This window comes from Bradyrhizobium sp. USDA 4449, assembly GCF_054056275.1.
On the sequence record NZ_JBSRYD010000001.1, the window covers coordinates 3,126,403 to 3,140,407 of the forward strand.

A 14,005-nucleotide genomic window follows, 5' to 3' on the forward strand; every position below is an offset into this window, starting at 1 on the left:
AACCACTCACCTCGCCGGCAAGGCCGCTTCTACGAAGAACTGCAAGTTCAGGCGCCGAAACAGACGCCGGCGTTACGTGAGTGCTACCTATCGGATCAGGCCATCACGAGTAGTCGCAAAAGACTCGTCTCCAACCGGTGTCGCTGGAATTGAGCGCCGACGCCGAAGCCAGCGCAGCCTTATATGACCCGCGACTGCTCCGTCGAGTGCCATCTAATCCAAGCTGATCACCGCCATGGCTTGAATGAGGCAGCGCGCATGAGGAAATGCCGCTTATTAAGAGTATTCGTCGGCGGAGAAATTCCCAGTTCGGCATGCGGAAATCACTCTTGATCTGGTTCGCCAAACGCTCCCCAAGCATTGCACCGCCGGTAGCCCCTGACCGCGAAAGAGAAGCCGCGAAAGGAGCCTCTACTTCTTTGCTCGCCTGCCTCTAGGATAAGCTGCCTGGCAGCGGTGCTGACCGAGGGCCCTACGCCAGAAGCGCACGGGATAAAGTTCGTGTCGGACGGGCGGCGGATAAGTTCCGGAACCTACCTCGTTGTGCTTGTCGAGTCGCTAGTGGTGGAAACGTTAGGCTGGTTGAGCCGAGACTGCAGCGTTGCGTGATCGAGCTCGCCTTCCCACCAGGATACGAACACGCACGCGATGCCATTGCCGATGATGTTGGTAAGGGCGCGCACCTCGCTCATGAACTTGTCGATCGAAAACACGATCGCCATGCCGGGCACCAGAGCTGGGTTTACCACCGACAATGTCGCAGCGAGCGTGATGAACCCTGCGCCGGTGACGCCGCTGGCTCCCTTCGACGTTAGCATTGCTACGAGCAAAATCGTGAGCTGCTGGCCAAACGTGAGATCGACGCCGAGTGCCTGCGCAATGAACAATGTTGCAAGTGTCATATAGATATTGGTGCCGTCGAGGTTGAAGGAGTAGCCAGTTGGCACCACCAGCCCGACCACCGGCTTAGAGCAGCCTAGCCGCTCGAGCTTCTCCATCAATTGCGGCAGCGCGCTTTCGGAGGACGAAGTGCCGAGCACGATTAGAATCTCGTCCTTGATATAGACAAGGAACTTGAATATCGAAAAGCCAACGAGGCGGGCGATTAGACCAAGCACTACCAACACGAATAGCGCGGCCGTCACGTAGAATAGCGCGATCAGACCGATGAGATTGCCGAGTGCTCCGGGCCCGAACTTACCGACTGTGAAAGCCATGGCGCCGAAGGCACCGATCGGAGCCGCTTTCATTATGATAGCGATCACCCCGAACGCCGCGTGCGCGACGTCGTCAATCATGCCGCGCAGACGCTCTCCCCGCTTTCCCAGCGCCATCAGCGAGAATCCGAAAAGGATCGCGAAAAGGAGAACTTGCAGAACATCGCCGCGAGCGAAGGCGCCGACCACGCTATCGGGAATGATGTTGAGAATAAAGTCGACGCTCTTCGAGGCTTCCGCCTGCTTGACGTAATTGGCGACCGCCGCAGCATCTGGCTTGACCGCAAGGCCATGGCCAATTCGTACCAGATTGCCCATAACGAGGCCCAACAGTAAGGCAAAGCTGGAAACAATCTCGAAATAGAACAGCGCCTTGACGCCGACGGACCCGACTTTCTTTGCATCCTGAATATGGGCAATGCCAGATGCGACGGTGCAGAATATAATCGGCGCGATCACCATCTTGATGAGCTTGATGAACCCGTCACCGAGCGCCTTAACCCAATCGTTGGTGGCGACAGACGGCAAGAGGCAGCCGAGCACCGCGCCAATCAAGATTGCGATTAGCACTTGCACGTAGAGTATCTTATACCAAACTTGCGACGCGCGTAGAGGCGATGCAGCTGCCATGGTAGTCATGACGCTTCCTTCCCGAAAATACTCGTTGAGACGCCGAGTCGCTGCGAGGCGACAGCGTCATACGAGACTCATCATTTTAGCCGTGTCCGATTGAAGGCAGTTCCGGGAGCCGGTGCGACCATCTAAAGGCAGGCGTTTAGTTGCGTTATCCATTTTCCGTAAGCAAGATCTGCACCAGATGTCCGAACTGGGCCGATCAACTAGCGGCCGACAACTCTTCTTTCGTCAGCGGCACCGGCTCACTGGTATGACCTCGTTCCCAAGGTCGAGCACAAAAATGGAGCATAGCGGGCTCAAGCGGCGTAACTTCCCGGCCGTAGGTGCGGAGTGCTGAGATCGATGCATCAATACGTAGCATCGGTAAAATTGATAATTTGGATTTCTGTATTTGCTGTATGGAAGCCCGGTTTAAGCACTATCTTGCGCGAAAAATTCTTGGCATGAGCTGCGTTGTGGCTAGCGGCTAAGCTCGTTCTTGCAAGGAGGGCGCCAAGGCTGCGCTGACGATCCGCATCAGCCAAGTCGGTCAGAAGCGGCATTCACTGGCGGGCCGTCGCACCCTTTTGCCAAGTCGCAGAAGCAGCCTACGGCGTTTCTTAGCTGCACCCTTTGTGTTGCCGCCATACACAGGCTTCCTGCGCGGCGCGAACCGTCTACCATTCTTAGTAACATCTTTTCGGGAGAAAAATTCCGATGCTTCGTTGTGCGGCTGTCGCTGTCTGCTCAGGAACAAAGGATGCCGGAACCCTGACAGAGCGTCGTTAGGTCCGCTCCAAAGCGGCATTGGCACGAACCCGACTTTCTCTCACATTTGAGGATAGAGACCTCAAGGTTCGTAAGCGGCACAAGAATTGCTGATGACAGTGAGAAACGACCTGTCAGATGAATCGAGGCGGACCCGCCACCGGGGTTGTCGATGAAGCTCGCGATGTTGGTCTTTCTCCTAGACGAGGCGCGCGTGAATTTGGCCGCGGCGACGACCTGCGGCGCGAGCAAATCGCGATTCGCGCCACATCACCAGGTGAGACCGGCGTACAAGCGATCGATGTCTCGATACGGTGACCTGCGCCCACCTGTGAGCTGACGCACGTGGATGTCGTTTGGGCAAAGATTTCGCAATCTGTTGTGCTCACGATCGAGCTCGCCAGCGTAACGACCGTGATCCTTCTCATGGTTGGAGTGCCCCTCGCTTGGTGGTTGGCGCGTTCGAAGACTCTCGCAAGTGAGGCGGTGGCCGCGGTTATCGTCTTACCGCTAGTGCTACCGCCCACGGCTCTCGGCTTTTGCGTAGTGGTTTTGCTTGGCCCCCACGGACCGGCTGGCGTTATCGCCTTTTTCTGAGGCGAGCGCACGCTCTCCTTTACTTTCGCAGGAATCGTGGTCGGATCGGTCCTGTCGGCGCTGCCGCTGGTCGTGCAGCCGATCCGCAACGCCTTTGTTGCGATGGACGATTGCCCGTTGGAAACGAACCGGCGCGTTTCGCCGTTGCATGCCTTCGGCGCCGTGAGCGCGCCGCTGGCGCGACTGGAGTTTGTCAAAGCCGCCCTAATTGGCTTTTCTCATACGATCGGCACATTTGGCGTGGTGATGATGATCGGGGCAATATTCCTGGGCGCACCAAAGTGCTGTCGGCTTACGTCGTAGACTACGTCCAGGCGGCGCGCTGGCGCGAAGCAAGCGTGCTTGTGGGTGGTATGATGATGTTCGCTTTGGCCATAATCTTCACTTTGGCGCTGCTCAACAGACATAGTGCCGGCAGGATTACCTAATCGTCTTAGATCTGCCGCCCGACGTATCTGAGCAAGCAGCGGTCTTGCAAACCGGCCCATCGATCCTTGTGAGCTTGCAATGAACAAGCTAGTTGTAGCCGCAGCCGCTGCTGGAATCGATCTCAAATCAATGCACTCCGCGCCTCTGCCCGAGCGACGGCCGATGAGGTTGGCGTTTCTCAGCAGCGCCTTGGCAAACTAGACGAGTTCTGCGCTAGCGAGATCGCGAGCAAACGCGTGCCGGGTGCGGTGATCGCAATTGCCAGAGGCGGCAAGCTGATTCACTATAAAGCGTGCTGGCAACTCGATGCGGCAACGGGACCGTGGATGCGGAACTTCGTCAAGACTGGAGTTGGTTGTTGGTCTTCTGGGAGCGGAGACCGCAAATTCGCACCGATGTATCCCTATCGCGCAGTTTTGACGGTCGGCCAATATGTCGCACGATCCGCTCGGCACACGCGGGTTTGAAATCCTGCGAAGGGTGTCAAATATCGCTTAATTCCTGCGTCATTTTGGCCGGGTGCGTCGCGATATCGCTGCGCACTTCCGATAAGAAGGGCGCATCAGGCTGGGAGTGTTCAAATGAAGGTCGGAGTCCCGAAGGAAATCAAGACGCACGAATATCGCGTGGGTCTTACCCCTGGAGCTGCCCGCGAGTATGTGGCAGCGGGCCACCATGTGGCGATCGAGACCAATGCCGGTGTTGGCATTGGTGCAACCGATGACGATTATCGCAAGGCTGGCGCGACGGTTCTGACCTCGGCAGCTGAGGTATTCGCATCGAGCGAGATGATCGTAAAGGTCAAGGAGCCTCAGCCGTCGGAGTGGGCTCAGCTTCGTGAGGATCACATTCTGTTCACTTATCTGCATCTGGCTCCCGACCCTGATCAAGCTAGGGGCCTCTTGGAATCTGGATGCACCGCGATCGCGTATGAGACCGTAACTGATGCGCATGGCGGTCTTCCACTGCTGGCGCCGATGAGCGAGGTCGCGGGTAGGCTTGCGATCGAAGCAGCGGGTAGCGCACTGAAACGCAGTACAGGCGGACGAGGGCTGCTGATCGGTGGGGTGCCCGGTGTTCAGCCTGCCCGAATCGTAGTGATCGGGGGTGGCGTGGTTGGCACTCACGCGGCACGCATGGCGGTCGGCCTGGGCGCAGAAGTCACCATCATCGATCGGTCGATAATCCGGCTACGCGAGCTGGACGAGCTATTCGAAGGGCGCGTTCGCACCAGGTTTTCGACCATCGAGTCCATAGAGGAAGAGGTATTTGCGGCGGATGTGGTGATTGGTGCGGTGCTCGTTCCAGGTGCGAGCGCGCCGAAGCTGGTCAGCCGGAGCATGCTGCGCTCAATGCGCAAGAGGGCGGTGCTCGTGGACGTCGCTATCGATCAGGGCGGCTGCTTTGAGACATCGCACCCGACCACTCACGCTGAACCAACTTACGAAGTAGATGGCGTTATTCATTATTGTGTAGCCAATATGCCCGGAGCGGTGCCGCTTACGTCGAGCCAGGCACTGAATAACGCGACTCTGCCGTTTGGTTTGGCTCTGGCCAACAAGGGGTTTTCCGCCGTACTCGAGAACCCACATCTGCGCACAGGCCTCAACGTCCATCGGGGCCGGCTAACTTACAAAGCGGTGGCCGAGAGTCTCGGGCTGCCCTTCTCACCGATCGAACAGGCTGCTGCCTGATCCCAGAGGCCCTCATGGGCGTTTCCTCCCTGACTTAAGGCCACCTTTCGGGGTGGCTTTTTTTTTGGCTGCATCAATCGGCTACATCAATCCGATGACCTCCGCATATTTGAAGTGCGGAGCGAAGCAGAGGATCACCAGACTAGCGCTCGCCTCACCTGCCACCAAGATGAAGACAAATGTTCTGACCCCTGCAGACAACTGAGAATGCATCCCTAGGTCCAGGGGATGCCCAGGACCGGCGCGACTCTACTTGAGGCAATCGCTGCGGCCATTCTGAAGGGGCTTTGGAGACGCGGTCCCGACCTGCGATGACCAGCGTGATGCTGTCGCCTAAGTCGCAGCTGTCCTGGTGACTGGAGCCGACGCGATGCGCTCGGGGCAGACCTGATCCTCCCCGGACCACTTTTTGATGTGGCTTGATGCGTCGATTGTAGTCGCGATACGGTCCCCTTGGAACAGTCTCAGATCGTATCCGTGAGGCTAGCATGGTTCACGTGACCGCGGTGCCGTGACATCGATCATGTGCAAACCCCAGCATCAAGATCAAGCTGTCGTGTTTCGTTGTAGGATTTGCGACACGTGTCCACGCGGCGACTTGCGGCAACGAAAAGACTTCGGACGATTCAAGCGTAAACTGCCTGGCACAAGACTTGATAGCGAGAAACTGTCCCGCACCTTTGCTTATGGAACCGCAGTGATGGCCTACAAGATAATTGCATCCCAGTGCACCGTCTGCGGTGCGTGTGAGTTCGAGTGTCCAAATGCTGCGATCAGCTTGAAGAACGACATATATGTGATCAATCCGTCCCAGTGTACCCAGTGTGAGGGACATTTTGACGCGCCCCAATGCGCCGTCGTTTGCCCCGTGCCAGATACCTGCGTGCCAGCACAGGTGGGCTAGCCGATGGGCGGATCTCCTGCACGACACATGATGAAGGCGCTTTCGACAAAACGCCGGCTTTCCGATCGGTCTCCTGCTTTTCCACTCACTAGCCCCATATTCGAAGTGACTTGCGGGAGCCGCTCTCGCAATCCTCGCTGGCGGGGAGCTGCCGTTGCGCGAGTGGAGCGGGCAATGGTAGCTGACCGAGCGATGGTCGAGCGCGTCAAGCGCATCGACGTCGATAGGTATCGTTATGGGTTTGCGGCCCTGATCGAGTCCGACAAGGCCCCCGAGGGGCTAGCGGAATAGGCCGTTGAGCTGAAGAAGGCCGGCGTGCCTTTCATGCCGATCTCGGAGGCGATCCGAACCGGTGCAGAAATATCTCGGCTCGGCGGTTCCGCCCTCAGATAATTTCTACGCGACGCTGAACTCGGCGGTGTTGTCCTACGGCTCGTTCATCTACGTGCATCCTGCGCGGCGATAACTCCCGCGGTGAGCTCTACTCCATCGCGATCTCGAACGGCTTCCAGCAGGTCGACTCGGGCACCAAAACGATCCATCTCGGCAAGATCACGTCGAGCCACATCATCTCCAAGGTCATCGCCGCCGGCAAGTCGCTGAACACCTGTCGTGACCTCGTCACCGCGCACCGCAAGGCGGTCGGCGTGCGATAACTTCACGGTCTGCGATTCCCTGATGATCAGCGTGCGTGCACTTATCAACGCGGAAACTGCTCACGTGATTGGTGGCCCTACGCATCTTGCACTGTGATCGGACCTATGAGGTCGCGTGCGCAGCACCTGAGATAGACGCTTGGCAAGCCTCGGTTGGTAAGCGCGCATTGCAGGCAAGTTCCCCCTTTCGTCGCATGAGGCTGCTGCCGCGGGCAAGCGCGAAGAAGAGTGACCCACGACGCGCCTTCTTCCATTTCGAACAAGGCAAAGCGAGAGTTCTCTGACAAAGCGTGATGTCGGATTTGCAACAACACCTCGGTTACGGGACTAAGCGCACTAAGCAATTTTGATTATTTGACTTTTTGGTGCTCGCGGCTCGCTGGCATGCTGGTTGCAAAAGTCTTGGATCAAGAAGCCTCCCTCGCAACAGCTAACCTTTGAAGGACATCAGATGAGTCTGGCCACGACCCGGAGCACCGCAGAAATCAGGGCTCGCAACAAGGAGCTGATCGAGGAGGTGCTGAAGGTCTATCCGGAAAAAACCGCGAAACGGCGTGCCAAGCACCTCAACGTTCACCAGGCCGGCAAGGCCGATTGCGGCGTGAAGTCTAACATTAAATCCATACCTGGCGTGATGACGATTAGGGGATGCGCTTATGCAGGCTCAAAGGGGGTGGTCTGGGGACCCATCAAGGACATGGTCCATATCAGTCATGGCCCGGTAGGCTGCGGCCAGTATTCGTGGGGGTCCCGGCGCAACTATTACGTTGGGACGACGGGCATCGATAGCTTCGTGACTTTGCAGTTCACCTCCGACTTCCAGGAAAAAGATATTGTATTCGGCGGCGACAAAAAGCTTGTCAAAGTCCTTGATGAGATCCAGGAGCTCTTTCCCCTCAACAACGGCATAACGATCCAATCGGAATGCCCGATCGGCCTGATCGGTGACGATATCGAGGCCGTCTCAAGAGCGAAATCCAAGGAATATGGAGGCAAGACCATCGTTCCCGTCCGTTGTGAGGGTTTCCGGGGCGTGTCGCAATCATTAGGCCATCACATTGCAAACGATGCGGTGCGCGACTGGATTTTTGATCATATCGAGTCCGACGGAAAACCGAAGTTCGAGCCGACGCCGTACGATGTTGCGATCATTGGCGACTACAACATCGGTGGTGACGCCTGGTCGTCGCGAATTATGCTGGAGGAAATGGGCCTGCGGGTAATTGCTCAGTGGTCCGGAGATGGTTCACTTGCAGAGCTCGAAGCAACCCCTAAGGCAAAACTCAACATTCTGCATTGCTATCGTTCCATGAACTACATCTCGCGTCACATGGAAGAAAAGTTCGGTATCCCTTGGTGCGAGTACAACTTCTTTGGACCCTCAAAAATAGCGGAGTCGTTGCGCAGGATCGCCGGATATTTCGACGACAAGGTCAAGGAGGGTGCCGAGAGAGTGATCGAGAAGTACCAGCCGCTAGTGGACGCGGTGATCGCAAAATTTCGCCCGCGCCTGGAGGGCAAGTCGGTGATGCTGTACGTCGGTGGCCTCCGTCCACGTCACGTGATTGGCGCATACGAGGATCTCGGCATGAATGTCATTGGCACCGGATACGAGTTCGGTCACAACGACGACTATCAGCGCACAGCTCAGCATTACGTGAAGGACAGCACGCTCATTTACGACGACGTCAATGGCTACGAGTTCGAGCGCTTCGTCGAAAAACTCCAACCCGATCTTGTCGGCTCGGGCATCAAGGAAAAGTACGTTTTCCAAAAGATGGGTGTGCCGTTCCGGCAGATGCATTCGTGGGACTATTCGGGGCCATATCACGGGTACGATGGGTTTGCGATCTTTGCGCGCGACATGGACATGGCCATCAACTCGCCGGTTTGGAAAAAAACGAAGGCTCCCTGGAAGAAAGCGCCGATCGCCGAGCTCCAGGCTGCAGAATAAAGCCATTCATTTCGCTCCGTGGGAAAGCCCGGGCGATGCCAATCTCGATAGTGAAGGATTTCACCAATGGCGCAGAGTGCCGAACACGTGCTCGATCATGTCGAACTGTTTCGCGGTCCAGAATACCAGCAAATGCTGGAGAAGAAGAAAATATTTGAGAATCCTCGCGATCCCGCCGAGGTCGAACGTATAAAGGAATGGACGAAAACGGCCGAATACCGCGAGAAGAACTTCGCGCGGGAGGCGCTAACTGTCAATCCGGCCAAGGCGTGCCAGCCCCTTGGCGCAGTATTCGCTTCTGTTGGCTTTGAGCGCACGTTGCCCTTCGTCCACGGCTCGCAAGGCTGTGTGGCCTATTACCGCAGTCATTTGTCGCGGCACTTCAAGGAGCCGAGCTCCTGTGTCTCTTCATCAATGACGGAAGACGCCGCCGTATTCGGCGGTCTGAACAATATGACCGATGGGCTCGCGAACAGCTACAACATGTACAAGCCCAAGATGATTGCGGTCTCCACAACCTGCATGGCCGAGGTGATCGGCGATGACCTTAACGCCTTCATCAAGACGTCGAAAGAAAAAGGCTCGGTTCCGGCGGACTTCGACGTGCCGTTCGCCCACACGCCGGCGTTCGTCGGCAGCCACGTCACGGGCTATGACAACGCGCTCAAGGGCATTCTGGAACATTTTTGGGATGGTAAGGCGGGAACAGCGCCGAAGCTGGAGCGCAAACCTAATGGAGCGATCAACATCATTGGTGGGTTCGATGGCTATACCGTCGGGAACCTTCGCGAGATCAAGCGCATCTTAGAATTGCTGGGCATCCAGCACACGGTTCTCGCCGACAATTCCGACGTGTTTGATACTCCTACAGATGGCGAATTCCGGATGTATGACGGTGGCACGACTCTGGAGGACGCCGCGAGCGCGATTCACGCCAAGGCGACGATCTCCATGCAGCAATGGTGCACGGAAAAAACGCTAACCTTCGTGGCGGAGCATGGACAGGACGTCCTATCCTTTAATTACCCGGTCGGCTTATCCGCAACGGATGACTTCATCGTCGCGCTGTCACGCATCAGCGGCAGAGAAATTCCCGAGCAGCTCGAGCGAGAACGTGGTCGCCTGGTGGATGCCATTGCCGACTCGAGCGCTCATGTACATGGCAAGAAGTTCGCTATCTATGGCGACCCGGATCTTTGCTATGGACTGGCAGCGTTTCTGCTCGAACTCGGCGCCGAGCCGAGGCATGTGCTGTGCACCAACGGCAACAAAGCGTGGCAGGAGAAAATGCAAGCGCTGTTTGGAAGCTCGCCATTTGGGCAGGGCTGTCAAGCTTATCCGGGCCGAGATCTCTGGCATATGCGCTCACTCTTGTTCACTGAGCCGGTCGATTTTCTGATCGGCAACACCTACGGGAAGTACCTGGAACGTGATACCGGAACACCGCTGATTCGGATCGGCTTTCCGATTTTTGATCGGCATCACCATCACCGCTCCCCAGTATGGGGCTACCAAGGCGGCCTGAATGTGCTGGTGAAGATCCTGGACAAGATCTTCGACGAGATCGACAAGAACACTAACGTTCTTGGCAAGACGGACTACAGTTTCGACATCATTCGCTGAGGCGCGTTGGGCGTGCCATCGCCCAACGCAATGGCACGTTCGATGCTACGCGACGGCTTTCATTGTTTGCCCTGAGAGGATACCGGATGACTGCACTAGCGGCCACGGTCCAGAATGTGTTCGATGAGCCGGGCTGCGCCAAGAATGGCAGTAAGTCGGAGGCTGAGCGCAGGAACGGCTGTACCAAACAGCTGCACCCGGGTAGTGCTGCCGGCGGCTGTGCCTTCGATGGCGCCAAGGTTGCGCTACAGCCGTTCACCGATGTCGCTCACTTGGTGCATGGTCCCATCGCCTGCGAAGGTAATTCCTGGGATAATCGCGGTGCGGCGTCATCGGGTTCGAACCTATGGCGCACCTCATTCACAACTGATTTGACCGAAACCGATATTGTATTCGGCGGCGAGAAGCGGCTCTGCAAAGCGATCAAGGAGATCATCGACAAGTGGGATCCGCCCGCCATCTTTGTCTATCAAACCTGCATCCCCGCGATGATCGGCGACGACATCAACGCAGTTTGCAAGGCAGCATCTGAAAGATTTGCCAAGCCCGTCATCCCAATCAATTCCCCTGGATTCGTCGGCTCGAAGAACCTCGGTAACAAGCTCGCGGGCGAGGCTTTACTCGATTATGTGATCGGAACGCGTGAGCCTGACCACGTGACACCGTATGACATCAATCTGATCGGAGAATACAACCTTTCGGGAGAGCTCTGGCAAGTGAAGCCGTTGCTGGACGAGCTTGGAGTGCGGATCCTCTCCTGCATCTCTGGCGATGGCAAATATCACGAAGTCGCTTCATCTCATCGCGCGCGGGCAGCGATGTTGGTGTGCTCAAAGTCCATGATCAACGTGGCACGCAAGATGGAGCAACGATACGCGATCCCATTCTTCGAGGGGTCGTTCTACGGTATTCAAGATTCAAGTGAAGCGTTACGGCAGCTAGCCCGCTTGCTGGTGGAACGCGGCGCCCCGACAGATCTGGTCGGGCGCACCGAAGCGGTGATTGCGCGCGAGGAAGCGCGGGCCTGGGCTGCCATCGAGCCGTACAAGCGGCGGTTCGAAGGCAAAAAGGCGTTGCTGATCACGGGCGGTGTCAAATCATGGTCAGTCGTTGCCGCACTCCAGGAATCCGGGCTGGAGTTAGTCGGAACCAGTACCAAGAAATCGACCCGAGAAGACAAGGCGCGCATCAAGGAGCTGATGGGGCAGGACGCCCACATGATCGAAGACATGACCGCCCGCGAAATGTACAAGATGTTGAAGGACGCAAAAGCGGATATCATGCTATCGGGTGGCAAATCGCAGTTTGTTGCGCTGAAGGCGGCGGTGCCATGGCTTGATATCAACCAGGAGCGTTGCCACGCCTATATGGGCTACGTCGGAATGGTCAAGCTGGTGCAGGAGATAGATAAGTCGCTCTCCAGTCCGATGTGGGAGGAGGTACGCAGACCAGCGCCATGGGAGGCTTTGGCCAAGGCGAGGGAGCAGATGCAATCTCGCATGGTCGCGGTCACCCCCGATCCGGCGCACGCCGAAGCGGCGCGCCGCACGCGAAAGATCTGTGAGTGTAACAACGTTGGTCTGGCTACGATTGAGGATGCAATTTACCCGCACGGCTTGAGGAGCGTCGCGGCGGTCCGAGAGCATACCAATGCGGTCGGTGGCTGCTGCCAGAGGCGCATCGAAGGCATGTCGGTGTGTGAGCCATCTGATATGCGACAAGCTGCGGAGTAGGGAATCGTCATGGCCCTGCTCCTGCCGCCATCAAAAGCCTGCACTGTCAACCCGCTCAAAATGAGCCAGCCGATCGGCGGCGCATACGCCTTCATGGGGCTGCGCGGGGCGATGCCGCTTCTGCACGGCTCCCAAGGGTGCACATCCTTTGGATTGACGTTGTTTGTTCGGCATTTCAAAGAAGCAATACCCCTGCAGACCACCGCGATGAGTGAGGTGGCGACCGTCCTCGGCGGCTACGAGAATCTCGAGCAGGCGATACTGAATATCTCTAACCGCACCAAGCCGAAGGTCATCGGAATCTGTTCGACCGGTGTCACCGAGACCAACGGCGACGATGTAGATGCTTACCTAAAACTAATCCGGAGCAAGTATCCGCAGCTTGCAAAGTTGCGGCTCGTATATGTATCAACGCCTGATTTCAAGGGTGCGTTCCAGGATGGCTGGGAGAAGGCGGTCGCACGCATGGTGGAGATGCTGGTGGCCGGGGCCAGCGCCCATGGCCTGCGGGATCCATCAAAGGTCAATGTTCTACCGGGGTGTCACCTGACCCCCGGCGACCTTGATGAACTCCGTGTCATCATGGAGGATTTCGGATTGTGCCCCTCCTTCCTCCCTAACATTGCGGGATCGCTCGACGGGCATATCCCCGATGAGTTTACGTCAACGACCCTGGGCGGCATTGACATCGACGAAATCGCGAGCATGGGGCGCGCGGGCTGGACGATTGCAGTCGGCGCGCAGATGCTGCGGCCAGCTGAGGTCATGCAGGCCAAGACCGGTGTGCCTTTTCGTGTGTTCGAGCGGCTGTGTGGTCTCGGTCCGAACGACGAATTCATGACGTTTTTGAGCGAGATTAGCGGTCGCCCCATACCCCAAAAGTATCGACGTCAACGCGGTCAGCTCGCGGATGCTATGCTTGACGCTCACTTCCACATTGGTGGTCGGAAAGTCGCGATCGGTGCTGAGCCAGACCTTCTATTTGATTTGTCCGGCATGCTGCACGATATGGGCGCGCAGGTGACCGTCGCCGTGACAACCACTCAGTCGGAGGTGATCGAGCGGATTAAGACCAAGGAAGTTCTCATTGGCGACCTCGAAGATCTGGAAGGGCTTGCCAAAAAGAGGCATTGCGACCTGCTGATCACGCATTCGCATGGAAGGCAAGCGGCGGCCCGGCTGAAAGTGCCCTTCCACCGTGCCGGCTTTCCGATGTTCGATCGAGTTGGCGCTGGGCATCAGGTATCGGTGGGCTATCGTGGTACCCGGAATCTGATCTTCGAAATTGCCAATCTCGTGATCGCGCATCGCGAGGAGAACGAAAGGCCTACGCCACATAGCTGGCGGACGCCCCCCGGACTACCGCAACGTTCGCCGCATCACCGCTCCGCCGAGGCGACTGAAAGGTCATTTGCATGAAGGTCGCTTTTGCCACTCAGGACCTGAGACGCGTCGACGCTCATTTTGGTTGGGCGAAGAATATCGCAATCTACGATGTCTCGCCCGACGCCCATGTGTTCCTAAATGCGATAGAGTTTGAGGGTGATCTTAAGGAAGACGGCAGCGATGATAAGTTGACGCCGAAGATCGAGGCAATCAAGGATTGCGCAATCCTCTATGTCGCTGCCATTGGTGGTGCCGCGGCCGCGCGAGTGGTGGCTAACAAAATCCATCCTATCAAAGTGGGCAAACCGGAAAGCATTCTGGTGTTGCTAGAAAAGCTCAACGGGGTGCTGAAGGGTACGCCACCTCCTTGGCTGCGCAAGGTCCTGGCAAAGGACCAACCGCGAACGTTCGAGTTCGACGAATGAGGTG

Annotated in this window: 9 protein-coding genes and 2 pseudogenes; 9 read left to right on the plus strand and 2 right to left on the minus strand. The window is 57.1% G+C overall.

Features of this window, described 5'->3' with window-relative positions; genetic code table 11:
• Positions 1 to 533: 533 nt before the first annotated feature.
• Positions 534 to 1,856, minus strand: coding sequence for a C4-dicarboxylate transporter DctA (dctA, locus tag ACVIIW_RS14830; protein WP_456701428.1), 1,323 nt, complete (start codon positions 1,854 to 1,856; stop codon positions 534 to 536).
• Positions 1,857 to 2,200: 344 nt separating this feature from the next.
• A complete protein-coding gene (locus tag ACVIIW_RS14835) occupies positions 2,201 to 2,395 on the minus strand; it encodes a hypothetical protein (RefSeq protein ID WP_456701429.1) in 195 nt (64 codons plus the stop codon).
• Positions 2,396 to 2,945: 550 nt separating this feature from the next.
• On the opposite strand from ACVIIW_RS14835, the pseudogene ACVIIW_RS14840 reads away from it, so the two are divergent.
• The 9 genes and pseudogenes from ACVIIW_RS14840 (at position 2,946) to nifX (ending at position 14,001) form a co-directional block, all read left to right on the plus strand.
• A pseudogene (locus ACVIIW_RS14840) lies at positions 2,946 to 3,625 on the plus strand (molybdate ABC transporter permease subunit).
• Positions 3,626 to 4,207: 582 nt separating this feature from the next.
• On the plus strand, positions 4,208 to 5,320 hold the full coding sequence (ald, locus tag ACVIIW_RS14845) for an alanine dehydrogenase (protein ID WP_456701430.1): 1,113 nt from the start codon (positions 4,208 to 4,210) through the stop codon (positions 5,318 to 5,320).
• 700 nt (positions 5,321 to 6,020) lie between these two features.
• Positions 6,021 to 6,224, plus strand: coding sequence for a 4Fe-4S binding protein (locus ACVIIW_RS14850; protein ID WP_456701431.1), 204 nt, complete (start codon positions 6,021 to 6,023; stop codon positions 6,222 to 6,224).
• A gap of 443 nt (positions 6,225 to 6,667) precedes the next feature.
• Positions 6,668 to 6,908, plus strand: a pseudogene (locus ACVIIW_RS14855) (SufD family Fe-S cluster assembly protein); the annotation flags it as partial.
• A gap of 423 nt (positions 6,909 to 7,331) precedes the next feature.
• On the plus strand, positions 7,332 to 8,834 hold the full coding sequence (nifD, locus tag ACVIIW_RS14860; RefSeq protein WP_456701432.1) for a nitrogenase molybdenum-iron protein alpha chain: 1,503 nt from the start codon (positions 7,332 to 7,334) through the stop codon (positions 8,832 to 8,834).
• A 66-nt stretch (positions 8,835 to 8,900) separates the two neighbouring features.
• On the plus strand, positions 8,901 to 10,457 hold the full coding sequence (nifK, locus tag ACVIIW_RS14865) for a nitrogenase molybdenum-iron protein subunit beta (RefSeq protein WP_456701433.1): 1,557 nt from the start codon (positions 8,901 to 8,903) through the stop codon (positions 10,455 to 10,457).
• Between the two features lie 86 nt (positions 10,458 to 10,543).
• Positions 10,544 to 12,190: a nitrogenase iron-molybdenum cofactor biosynthesis protein NifE gene (gene nifE / locus ACVIIW_RS14870; RefSeq protein WP_456701434.1), complete on the plus strand. Its 1,647-nt coding sequence runs from the start codon at positions 10,544 to 10,546 to the stop codon at positions 12,188 to 12,190.
• Positions 12,191 to 12,199: 9 nt separating this feature from the next.
• Complete coding sequence (gene nifN / locus ACVIIW_RS14875) at positions 12,200 to 13,609, plus strand: nitrogenase iron-molybdenum cofactor biosynthesis protein NifN (protein WP_456701435.1); 1,410 nt, start codon at positions 12,200 to 12,202, stop codon at positions 13,607 to 13,609.
• Positions 13,606 to 14,001 (plus strand): nitrogen fixation protein NifX, encoded by a 396-nt coding sequence (gene nifX, locus ACVIIW_RS14880; protein ID WP_456701436.1) that lies wholly within the window; start codon positions 13,606 to 13,608, stop codon positions 13,999 to 14,001. The genes nifN and nifX overlap by 4 nt, the downstream gene beginning before the upstream one ends.
• The last annotated feature ends 4 nt before the right edge of the window (positions 14,002 to 14,005 follow it).

What these genes read in the sequence shown, in the direction of transcription:
- dctA (WP_456701428.1), bottom strand. Translation starts at nt 1,856, where the DNA reads ATGACTACCATGGCAGCTGCATCGCCTCTACGCGCGTCGCAAGTTTGG.
- ACVIIW_RS14835 (WP_456701429.1), bottom strand. Translation starts at nt 2,395, where the DNA reads ATGCCGCTTCTGACCGACTTGGCTGATGCGGATCGTCAGCGCAGCCTT.
- ald (WP_456701430.1), top strand. Translation starts at nt 4,208, where the DNA reads ATGAAGGTCGGAGTCCCGAAGGAAATCAAGACGCACGAATATCGCGTG.
- ACVIIW_RS14850 (WP_456701431.1), top strand. Translation starts at nt 6,021, where the DNA reads ATGGCCTACAAGATAATTGCATCCCAGTGCACCGTCTGCGGTGCGTGT.
- nifD (WP_456701432.1), top strand. Translation starts at nt 7,332, where the DNA reads ATGAGTCTGGCCACGACCCGGAGCACCGCAGAAATCAGGGCTCGCAAC.
- nifK (WP_456701433.1), top strand. Translation starts at nt 8,901, where the DNA reads ATGGCGCAGAGTGCCGAACACGTGCTCGATCATGTCGAACTGTTTCGC.
- nifE (WP_456701434.1), top strand. Translation starts at nt 10,544, where the DNA reads ATGACTGCACTAGCGGCCACGGTCCAGAATGTGTTCGATGAGCCGGGC.
- nifN (WP_456701435.1), top strand. Translation starts at nt 12,200, where the DNA reads ATGGCCCTGCTCCTGCCGCCATCAAAAGCCTGCACTGTCAACCCGCTC.
- nifX (WP_456701436.1), top strand. Translation starts at nt 13,606, where the DNA reads ATGAAGGTCGCTTTTGCCACTCAGGACCTGAGACGCGTCGACGCTCAT.